Consider the following 11,395-nt stretch of genomic DNA (forward strand, 5'->3'; position numbering starts at 1 on the left):
CTTACAACTTTGGCAACTCTATAAACAAAATCCATATAAAATATAATTCATTTCAGTGTAATTAATTTTTGTCAGATTGGAACTGACTTATCTTTAAGCACAAAAAGCACAAAGTTTTTTTACAGATTCTTTTTTTAAAAGATAGTCAAACTATCTTTTAAGTGTTCCTTTTTTTTTGTCTGAAAACACTTGTCATGTCATAGTATCTGACCTCGTTTACTTTTCATCTGTTGAAAACCAGCTTCTTTACAATCTTGTACTAATTTTTGTATTCTAATAGCAATATCTTGTTTACAATTAAAGGTATTTTTAAAATACTTATAATACTTTTTTTTATATTTAGCTGGGATATCATCGTCTAGTTCCCATAGATTTTCATTTCTTCTTATTAGCTTTTTTATCATATTAGGACTTCCTATCTTGTTACCTTTACTACTATTGCATGTTTTATGTGCTGTTGCTAAATTCCATAATTCACAAGAATAAACATAAGAAAAGGGAATAACATGGTCGAGAGTTTTTTCTCTTTTTCTGATTATTTTTTCACCACATATATAACATATATTTCCTTCTAAAATTTTAATATTATCAAATAACTCTCTAAACTTTTGATTGTTTCTTTTTGGTTTATCTAAGCTTATTTTTTGATATAATCGAGGAGTTATATTAAACTTCTCAGCAAATTTTACCCATTCGGTAACTGTTATATATTTAAGCAATTCTTTCTCTTTTGTTATAAGCTTATAAAAGCTATCTGTAATAACTATTTCTTGTTCGTCTATATCGTAACTAAAATAATCATTTTCATCTTTTTGTTTATAACTGTAATATTTTTTTCCATTTTCTTTACTAGCATGCTGCCAACATGGTAATGTATAATAAAAAAAACCTTGTTTATTCAACTTTTTCTTTATTTCTAAATCATTAACTTTACATTTCATCTTAGAAGGGTCAATTAAATATATTGATAAATTGTCTAAATCATTATTTGTTAGCTTCGTTGGGATTATTTTTTTACCATATTTAATTTTCATATATTCTTCTAGAATTGTAATTACAATCGGTTTTTGATTTAGATTATTAGTCTCATTAATTTTATATATAAAATGATGCTTAAAATAATATCTTGCAATTTCTTTTGCAATTTTAGTATAAGAAATTTTCCTATCACTTTTTATTGTATTTATTATTGCTAAACCTAATGCAAATTTGTATGAATTTTGATTTCCTAAAAGTGCATTTTTGTAAGCCATTAAATTTAACTGCTTACTCATATATTGACCTTCTCCTTTGTAAAATATTTAATTATTATTTATTTTTTGTACTTTTACATACATACCATGCATACTTTATTTTCTTTTATTTGAATTTTTTTCATCTAATATTTTAGTTGCTTGTAACAGATTATTAAGAATAAAAAAAGAATCCTAAATATTATAGGATTCAAATCATTTTACAAAATATATTAAGTTAAATATTAAACTGTTAATTCACATGAGATTAACAATAGTTATCCTAATAGATAAATCTTTATAAGAAGATTAAAGAATTCATTACTTTGTCCTAAAATTATTTCAATCAAATGATACATAATTTTTCTCTTATCCTCGTTAAATTTTCTAACTGTTATATCTAAATTATAATTGATTCTTTTCATTTTTAATTGAATATCTTTGTTCTCATTTATTTCTTTAAGCTTATCATCCCAATATTCATGATTAAAAATGTATACTTTTCTTAATTCTTTTACCACTGCTTCAATTTCCTTTTTTATTTCTTTATTAAATCTTTCTTCTAATTGTTGCAATGAATATTTGTTTTTAAATTCATTAAAACTTTCTTTATCCATATCTTTAATCTTATCCCATTTATCTGGGTAATAAATATATAAATTCATTAATTCATTAATTTTCTTATATGGACAACACCAACAAGAAACTCTATCAAATATTTCGTATAAACCTCCCCAGTCGTAACCTCTTTTGTAACAATATTGTAATGCTTGCTTTTCAGTTATTTTCCATTTTTCGATAAGTGGATACCTTATTTCTTTCTCTTTATTTTTCTTGCTTCTATTCCTCTCATCATATGCTATACCATGATATTCGATTATTTTATAATCTTCACTTGGATATTTCTTTTTTACATATGATGATATTTGCTGCTTCTTAAACTTTTGGCAACACCATCTATTGCCTTTACTTGGCCATCCGTAACCATTTTGTATTAATTTCTCTTCTTTGTATAAGTTCTCCAAACTAACTTTGATTAACTTTATTAGTAATTCATCATAATTACATGATTCAAGAAATTTCTTAAGTTCGTGTTTATTTTTAATATTATATTTGCTTTTCAACCATGTAGTAATTCTTTTTTTTACTTGATGTTCATACAAGTAATATTCAAAACATTCTTTGCTCTTAAGCCTAGTTATTTTTCTGCCAATATCCTTTTCAACTTTTTTTATATGATCATACATTGATTCAAACTCTTTTCCTGTGTCTAAAAAAATTATTTCATCAATTTGCATATTATTTTCAATCATCTTAAGCAACATACATGTAGAATCTTTACCTCCGCTAAAGGATACTATATGTTTAACTTTCTTCATTATATCCCCCTTGTATAGACACAGAATATAGACAATTTTATAATACATCTTTACAATTTAATTGAACTGTTTTATCTTAATTTTAGAGTATATATTAACAATAAAATATTTAGTTTACTCTTGTAAAAAGATTTTAGTTCACCTCCTTATTACCTTGTATTAACATAACAAATGAAAACAAATAACTATTTTATAACACCATAATAATAGTTTTCTGATATTTCAACATATGTACAATGTAAAAAAAATATTCTTATTGATTATAAAAACATACATTATTATATTTAATTTTTAGTTAATATAATTTTGAAAATATATTGCCTAACACTAAACCTATACCATTATTCAAATCATTTTTCCTCTTTCACTACAACTCCAAACTAGCCTCTGCTGCAAAGAAGAATATCTTCTCCCTTATCTTTGTTCTACTATTCCAATGTCTATCATCCCATTCTTCACAGTTGACATCATCACCAGCGTATAGTATCTGTGCAAATTTAACATCTCTAAATTTAGATACTGCCGTCAAAGAAGCACATTCCATTTCTACTGTTAAACAGCCTTCTTCTTTTCTCTTTTTGACTTTGTTTACTGTTTCTCTGTAAAATGCATCTGTTGTCCATGTTTTTACCTTCATATATTCACACTCATGTTTATCTAAAACTTTAGCTACAGTATCAACACTTTGTTTATTTAATTCTATTTCTCTACTTGGTGAAACATAATGATATGAAACTCCTTCATCCCTAACTGCTGCATAAGGTAATAACAAATGTCCTACTGTAATAGAGCTATCCAGTACCCCTGCTCCTCCACATGCAACAAATTTAGTAGCTCCTAAAGCTATGACTTCTTCTAATAGTCCTGCTGCTAAAGGTGCCCCAACTCCTGGATGAAATATGGTTCTATTAACTCATTTCTATATATAGTTAAATGCTGTATGCTCAATATCCTTCAATTATAGTTAAAAACAATGGCAAAATTCAAAATATTTATTTGACATTCACTTTTAGTTAATATATAATGTTTATCTCTTCTGTAATTATGTTACAATTTAATACTCTCATTTACAAAGGAGGTCAAAAATGATTGAAGTTGAATCCTTAAATAAAACCTTCAAAGTTTCTAAAAGAAATGCTGGGGTTTTTGCTGCGGTAAAGTCTTTGTTTAATCCTAAATATACAACCGTTAGAGCCCTAGAAGATGTTTCTTTTAAAATTGATGAAGGTGAAATTGTTGGTTACATAGGACCTAATGGTGCTGGCAAGTCCACTACCATTAAGATTATAAGCGGTATTTTAGTTCCCGATAGTGGAAAATGTAACATACTTGGACTAACTCCTTGGAAGAACAGAATAAATCACGTTAAAAATATAGGAGTTGTATTTGGTCAACGGTCTCAACTTTGGTGGGATGTTCCAGTCATTGATTCTTTTCATTTACTTAAGGATATTTATAAAATTCCTACTAAAGTTTTTAAAGACAATTTAGATTTATTAACATCTACTTTAGATATATCTTCTATACTTACAACTCCCGTTAGACAACTTAGTCTAGGTCAACAAATGAGATGCGAAATAGCAGCTTCTCTACTACACAATCCAAAGATTTTATTTTTAGATGAACCTACCATAGGACTAGATGCAGTTTCCAAAATAGCAGTCCGTAATTTTATAAAAAATATAAACAAAGAAAAAAATGTTACTGTCATTTTAACTACCCATGACATGAGTGATATTGAAGCACTAGCTGATAGAATCATACTCATAGGCAAAGGTAGAATCTTACTCGACGGTTCCCTAACAGAGCTAAAAAATAGGTTTGCAACTCACAAAACCCTAACTGTAGATTTTAAGGAAAATACAGAAGATATAAACATCGAAGGTACAACTATTCTATCAAAATCAACGGAAAGACTAACTCTATCTGTTGATTTAGATAAGATAAAGGCTTCAGAGGTTATAAGCTCTTTATCTAAAGAATTAGAAAATATTGATTTAAGTGTAGACAGCAGACCCATTGAAGAAATTATAGTTGAATTATATAAGGAGTATCAAATATGAAAGCTTATTACTCTTTATTTAAAATGAGATTACTTAAGGGGCTACAGTATAAGGTTGCTGCATATGCAGGAGTGTTAACTCAATTCTTTTGGGGTTTTATGTATATAATGATATTTCAAGCCTTTTATAATAGTACTAAAATACCACAGCCCATATCCTTTAGAGAATTGGTTCAAGTTGTATGGTTGCAACAAAGTTTTTTAATGTTTATTATGCTTTGGATTAGGGACAATGAGCTTATTAATCATATAATAAAGGGTAATATAGCCTATGAGCTTTGTCGTCCAACTGACCTTTATTGTTTTTGGTATGCAAAGCTTATAGCTCAAAGACTATCAGGTGCAATCCTTAGATGTATACCAATAATATTTGTAGCATTTTTATTGCCCTCACCATATAATTTTTCTTTACCACCTGATTTTATTTCGTTCATTCTATTTCTAATAACCTTGATATTAGGATTAATACTAATTGTAGCAATTTCTATGCTATTATATATTTCAATGTTTTATACCTTATCTCCAACAGGCTCATTTTTAGTTTTTGCAGTTTTTGGAGAGTTTTTTTCAGGTATGTTAATTCCAGTTCCTTTAATGCCAGATACACTAAAGAAAATCGTATATATTTTACCCTTTAGATATACCTCTGACCTCCCCTTTAGGATATATGCTGGTAATATAGGTATAACAGAAGCTTTAATAAGTATAGGTGTACAGATACTTTGGATATCTTTATTAGTTATTCTAGGTAAACTATGGATGAACAAGGCTTTAAAAAGAATTGTAGTTCAAGGGGGCTAATGTATGAAATTATACCTTAAATATATGTCTATACTCTTTAAAAGTGAAATGGAATATAGAACATCATTTATTCTGCTTTCTGTTGGACAATTTTTTGTTCCCTTCTTAGTTTTTGTATCTATATTCTTGCTATTTCAGAGATTTCCCACTATAGGTGGCTGGTCTATATATGAAGTTGCTTTATGCTATGGAGTTATTCATATGGGATTTTCGTTAAGTGAATGTTTTGCAAGGGGCTTTGATACTTTTTCATCAATGATAGTTAATGGTGATTTTGATAGAATCCTAGTTAGACCCCGTTCAACGATACTTCAAGTCCTTGGTTCTAAATTTGAATTTACTAGAATTGGTCGTCTTTTACAAAGTATAATTGTATTAATTTTTTCTATTACTAATTTAGATGTAGCTTGGGATATTTACAAAATAATTACCCTTGTATTAATGAGCATAAGCGGAGTAGTTATATTTTCAGGAATATTTATGTTAGGTGCTACTTTATGCTTTTGGACTACAGAAGGACTAGAGGTTATAAACATATTTACTGATGGAGGAAGGGAAATATCCCAATATCCATTGAGTATTTATAAAGATTGGGTAAAGAAATTCTTTACCTTTGTCATTCCCTTTGGTACAGTAAACTATCTGCCTCTTATGTTTATACTCGATAAGGTAGAAGGAAATAGTGTTTTATATATGATTACCCCTTTATTAGGTATGCTTTTTATTATTCCATGTATTCTAATATGGAATTTTGGGGTGAAGCATTATAAGTCTACTGGTTCGTAACCCTATCTCCTAATAACTCATATTATACTAATAATAAGTTTATTAGGAGATGATTTTATGTATTATTATCCACCTCATTTTTTTAATCAAGTGGAAAATAAGATATATATTTTAGATTTTAAACGTGGAGATGTAAATGGAGATAGAGTTATAGATAATGTTTACTTAGTTGGAGAAAAAACTTCTGGTTTAGAAAGTCCCTTTACAGACAATATAACCTTAATAATTCAAGATGGCAAAACAGGTAGATTTACTAGAATACCCTTAAAGGATAATGCAGGATATAATCCTACTATCTTTTTAGGTGATTTTACTGGAGATAAAGTTAAAGATATCTTAGTCAGTATTGATTCAGGTGGAAGTGGTGGTTTAGCATTTTATTATATTTATTCATTTGTAAATAATAAACCTAAGGAAATTTTTGACCATGAAAAGTTTAATGAAAAATATCAATACAACGTCATATATAAAGATTTTTATCAAGTTGAAGTTACACCTAAAGATAAATCAAAGAAATATATTATAGATATCAGATATAAAGGAAAAGAATATTTATCAGAGATATATGATGAGGATGGAAAGCTTAAAGAGCTTATAGAAGGATGGGTAAACCCACTTGGAGGTCTTTACCCTATAGATTTTCAAAGAGATGGAGTATATGAATTATATGCATTACAACGAATAGCTGGTAGATATAACGCTGATGGCTTAGGCTATGTTCAAACATCGTTAGAATGGAATGGAAAGAAATTTGTACCATTTTTCCAAACCGTAGGAATATTTGGATAATCAAAATTAATCTCTCGCCTATATACGGTGGGAGTTTTTCTTTTGCTTAATTACTCTTTGTTTTTAGAATTTTCTTAAAAGCCTATATATTTCTATTATATCTTTACCTATTGCAATTTAGAAAATATGTATTATAATTAATTATTGTGTATATATATTCATGCAAAGGAGATTGATTATGAAAAAACAAATGAGTAATTATTCGCTAAGTAATTTATCTAAGTTTATCATTCCATCATTAATCGGAGTCTTATTTTTTATGACACCTATTTTATATAATGGAGAAGTTACTATTCCTATTGCAATACTTTCATCTTTTGTATTAGAGGCTTTAGACAGCATAATACCAAAGGTTATGGTAATCATCATATGTTTTGCTGTATTAGGTACTTTAATAGCAAAAATATTTATACCTAGAATAATCTTAAAGAATAGATTTTTAAATTCACTATTTAATGTGTCTTTATTATGGTTTAGTGCTCGAGTTTTAGGAGCTGTATTTGTAGTTATGACATTCTTTAAAATAGGACCTGAATGGATATGGTCTGAAAATACAGGTGGTCTATTATTGTATGATTTATTGCCTATACTGTTTTCTGTCTTTCTTTTTGCAGGTATGTTCATACCTTTATTATTAGATTTTGGTTTATTAGAATTTTTCGGTGCATTACTTACTAAAATAATGCGTCCTATATTTACATTGCCTGGTCGTTCTGCAATTGACTGTATAGCATCGTGGCTTGGAGATGGAACTATAGGGGTTTTACTTACAAGCAAGCAATACCAAGAAGGCTATTATACACAAAGAGAAGCGGCTGTTATTGGAACAACCTTCTCTGCTGTTTCAATAACTTTTAGTTTAGTAGTAATATCCCAAGTTAATCTTGGACACATGTTTGTTCCTTTTTACTTAACTATACTTTTATCAGGAATAGTTGCAGCTATTATAACGCCACGTATTCCACCTTTATCAAGAAAACCTGACACATATTTGAATAACTTAAAAAAGGAAGATTCAGAAGTAATTCCAAAGGAAGTTTCTACTTTTAAATGGGGATTAGAAAAGGCAGTAGAAAAAGCTAGTAAAAACGATAGCTTAATTGAGCTTATTAAACAGAGTATACAAAATATTCTTGATATGTGGATAGGTGTAACACCTATAGTTATGGCTATGGGTACTATTGCTTTAATATTAGCTGAATTTACACCAATATTTGAATGGTTAGGGTTACCTTTTATTCCTATACTAAATTTATTAAATGTACCAGAAGCACATGAAGCTTCTCAGACACTTATCGTAGGCTTTGCAGATATGTTTCTGCCATCTGTAATAGGAGCATCAATAAAAAGTGAATTAACTAGATTTGTTATAGCATGTATTTCTGTTACTCAGCTAATTTATATGTCTGAGGTTGGTGGGTTACTTCTAGGGTCTAAAATACCCGTTTCTTTAAAAGATTTAATAGTAATATTTATTGAACGTACCCTTATTACTTTACCGATAATTGTCTTTGTTGCCCATTTAATATTTTAGAAATAAAAAAGGGACTGTCTTTTTCAATGATTTTATATCATTAGTAAGCAGTCCCTTTTTTATTTATATTCTATTGTTATTTCCTAATATATCCTGTGTTTTTCTAAAAGTGCTCCTAGCCTTTTATTAAAGTTTCTTAATTCGTTTATATTTCCTTCTTCCCTTAAACTTATAAACTCCCTTTGAATTGAATCTATATTATTTATCTTGTTAGACATATATAAATCTTGAATCTTTCCTACTATCTCCTCTATAAGGGTAGATCTTGTTCTGAATTCTTCTTGTGCATCCATTATTTCATCTTTTATCTTAGACATTTCTTTGTCTAAAAGAAAGGCTGCATCTGCTGCTCTTTTTAGACGTATTCTAATATTCTCTGGAATATTACGTTCAAATTTATAGTTTAAAGAGTGTTCAATCGTTGCCCAAAAATTCATTGCTAATGTTCTAATTTGAATTTCAGCCAATACTTCCTTTTCTCCAAAAGCTGTATGAACAGGATACTTTATTATTATATGATAACTTCTATATCCACTTTCTTTCATATTGGTTATATAATCTCTCTCTTCTACTATTTCCATATCTTTACCATCACGTTTTCTAATTATATCTACTACCTTTTCAATATCATCAACTAATTGACACATTATTCTAATCCCTGCTATATCTTCTATATGTTCCTCTACTTTTTCTAAAGGAATTCCCCTCTTTTTTGCTTTGTCTATAATACTTGATATTTCTTTAACTCTTCCTGTTACAAATTCAATAGGAGAGTATTGACCTGTTCTTCTATACTCACTTCTTATACTCTTAAACTTTACCTTTAGCTCTTCTACTGCTTGTTCATAAGGTATAAGTAGTTTTTTCCAGTCTCTTATCACTATCAGACCCCTCACCTTTCGTTTTGTTGTGTATTATCTCCATATATATTCTAACAAATCATACCATATTTTAAAAATATATTTTACATTTTTACTTATTTAGTGTCAAGAGTTAATTTAGGTGTATTCAAGGGGTGATAGCCTATAAGTAACTAAACTTTAAATTTATTAATGTCATTAAATAAGTTTTTAGCTAGTTCATTTAACATTTCTGCTTGCGATGACATTTCTTCTACCGTTGCTAGCTGTTCTTCTGTTGATGCTGACACTTCTTCTGTAGTAGCCGAAGTTTGCTGTGATAATGCTGAAATATTATTAATCATATCTACTATTTCATCTTTTTTAAATTTCATATCATCAGTATGTTCTTTAACTTCATGAACTAAATTACTTAACTGTCTTATAGAACTAGATATATCTTTAAATATTTTTTCTGTTTCAGCAACCGCTGTATCTTGTTCCTTTGTTATATTACTTACTTCTCCCATTGTATTAACAGCACTTTCTGCTTGATTCTGTATATTTTCAATTATTTTTTTTACTGATTCTGCTTCAGCTGCTGCTTGTTCAGCTAGCTTTCTTACTTCTTCAGCTACTACTGCAAACCCTTGGCCGCTTTCACCAGCCCTTGCCGCCTCTATAGCTGCATTTAAAGCTAATAAATTAGTTTGTTCTGAAATACCTGTTATAGTATCAGTTATAGTACTGATTTCTTTTGTTAAATTATTCATATTTAAAATTATTTCACTAATTTGATTCGCTGCTTTTTGAGATATCTTTGTCTTGTCAACTAAAGTATTAACCTTATTAAGTCCAGTATTACTTAATTCATTCATGCTATTTGAAGCATTATTCATCTTATATGTATCATTTAATACAGTTTCTATACTACTTGCTAATTTGTTTAAATTGCTTGAACCTGTTTCTAAATCGGTTGCTTGTTGTGAAGCACTTTGTGCTATGTCTTCTACTGCTCTTGCAACTTCACTAACTGCTGTACTGGTCTGATTTGATATATCAGAAAGCATAGATGAAGTATGAGACACATCACTTGAAGAGCTTTTTACCTTTTTTATCAGGTTTTTAATATCCACTTGCATGTTACTTAAAGCAGTTGATAAATCACCGATTTCATCTTTCCTTTTAAGATATTTTTTAGCAATATGTTTAGTTAAATCTCCATTAGCTATAGTACCAGCATAAGTTTTTAAATCAATTAAAGGATTAGATATGTTTCTATTTAAAGATATTCCAATTATTAAGCTTATAATAAAAGCTAAAGTGACTACTATAAAATTTGTTACTTTTCTATTATTTATTAATTTATTAGTATCTGCTTTTATTTGATTGTTGTATTGATTTACCCATTCTATCCACTCGTCAGTTAAGTTCTGAATTATCTGTACGTATTGAGTTCCCTTTTCTCCAACCTCTATAGCCTTTTCTAAATCTCCATTATCTACTAAATTAAATACTTCTTTTGCTACTTTTTTATACTCTGAATGAGCTTCTTTTATTTGATTCAACATTTCTTTAGAACTATCAGTTTCTATTAATGACTCTATATTATCATATATAGAACCTAATTCTTCATTTATTGAATAAAATTTATCAGTGTACTTCTTGTCCTTGTATATCATATATGCTCTAATAGATGCTACTTGTTCAAAGTTTTTTGCTCTAATTTTCCAAACTAATTGGGATACTGGTAAATTTTTATTCACCACAACACCATATTCTTTTTCTACAGTACTAATACCTGTCATTGCTAATCCACTTGCTAAAACCATTATAATAAGTATAATACTAAATCCACCTAAAATCTTAGCTCTAATATTTAATTTCACAGGAATCCCCCTTTGTTTTATGTATTTATAGCTCGTTGCAGAACTCTACAACTCGCATAAATACTGCATTTTATTTATTTAAAT

10 protein-coding genes are annotated in these 11,395 nt (G+C 28.4%); 5 read left to right on the plus strand and 5 right to left on the minus strand.

What is annotated here, in order from left to right; all coding sequences use genetic code 11:
• Positions 1-197 precede the first annotated feature (197 nt).
• The 3 genes from L21TH_RS07215 to L21TH_RS07225 all read right to left on the minus strand — a co-directional run bounded on the left by L21TH_RS07215 (position 198) and on the right by L21TH_RS07225 (position 3,512).
• A complete protein-coding gene (locus L21TH_RS07215) occupies positions 198-1,274 on the minus strand; it encodes an HNH endonuclease (RefSeq protein ID WP_006312808.1) in 1,077 nt (358 codons plus the stop codon).
• A 236-nt stretch (positions 1,275-1,510) separates the two neighbouring features.
• Entirely contained in the window at positions 1,511-2,611 is a 1,101-nt protein-coding gene (locus L21TH_RS07220; RefSeq protein WP_006312809.1) for a phosphoadenosine phosphosulfate reductase domain-containing protein, read from the minus strand.
• A gap of 367 nt (positions 2,612-2,978) precedes the next feature.
• The gene (locus L21TH_RS07225) at positions 2,979-3,512 is read right to left on the minus strand and encodes a nucleoside phosphorylase (RefSeq protein WP_081627930.1); all 534 of its coding nucleotides are present in this window, start codon (positions 3,510-3,512) and stop codon (positions 2,979-2,981) included.
• A 184-nt stretch (positions 3,513-3,696) separates the two neighbouring features.
• On the opposite strand from L21TH_RS07225, the gene L21TH_RS07230 reads away from it, so the two are divergent.
• The 5 genes from L21TH_RS07230 to L21TH_RS07250 all read left to right on the plus strand — a co-directional run bounded on the left by L21TH_RS07230 (position 3,697) and on the right by L21TH_RS07250 (position 8,583).
• A complete protein-coding gene (locus tag L21TH_RS07230) occupies positions 3,697-4,674 on the plus strand; it encodes an ABC transporter ATP-binding protein (RefSeq protein ID WP_006312811.1) in 978 nt (325 codons plus the stop codon).
• A complete protein-coding gene (locus L21TH_RS07235) occupies positions 4,671-5,474 on the plus strand; it encodes an ABC transporter permease (RefSeq protein ID WP_006312812.1) in 804 nt (267 codons plus the stop codon). The genes L21TH_RS07230 and L21TH_RS07235 overlap by 4 nt, the downstream gene beginning before the upstream one ends.
• Positions 5,475-5,477: 3 nt before the next feature.
• Positions 5,478-6,260: an ABC transporter permease gene (locus L21TH_RS07240; protein WP_006312813.1), complete on the plus strand. Its 783-nt coding sequence runs from the start codon at positions 5,478-5,480 to the stop codon at positions 6,258-6,260.
• Between the two features lie 57 nt (positions 6,261-6,317).
• On the plus strand, positions 6,318-7,049 hold the full coding sequence (locus tag L21TH_RS07245) for a hypothetical protein (RefSeq protein WP_006312814.1): 732 nt from the start codon (positions 6,318-6,320) through the stop codon (positions 7,047-7,049).
• A 178-nt stretch (positions 7,050-7,227) separates the two neighbouring features.
• Positions 7,228-8,583 carry a YjiH family protein gene (locus L21TH_RS07250; RefSeq protein ID WP_034429654.1) on the plus strand — a complete coding sequence of 452 codons (1,356 nt, stop codon included), beginning with the start codon at positions 7,228-7,230 and terminating at the stop codon, positions 8,581-8,583.
• A gap of 83 nt (positions 8,584-8,666) precedes the next feature.
• On the opposite strand, the gene yjbM is transcribed toward L21TH_RS07250, so the two are convergent.
• A complete protein-coding gene (gene yjbM / locus L21TH_RS07255; RefSeq protein WP_006312816.1) occupies positions 8,667-9,464 on the minus strand; it encodes a GTP diphosphokinase in 798 nt (265 codons plus the stop codon).
• Between the two features lie 152 nt (positions 9,465-9,616).
• The gene (locus tag L21TH_RS07260) at positions 9,617-11,311 is read right to left on the minus strand and encodes a methyl-accepting chemotaxis protein (RefSeq protein WP_006312817.1); all 1,695 of its coding nucleotides are present in this window, start codon (positions 11,309-11,311) and stop codon (positions 9,617-9,619) included.
• Positions 11,312-11,395: the final 84 nt, after the last annotated feature.

Source organism: Caldisalinibacter kiritimatiensis (genome assembly GCF_000387765.1).
GTDB classification, from domain to species: domain Bacteria; phylum Bacillota; class Clostridia; order Tissierellales; family Caldisalinibacteraceae; genus Caldisalinibacter; species Caldisalinibacter kiritimatiensis.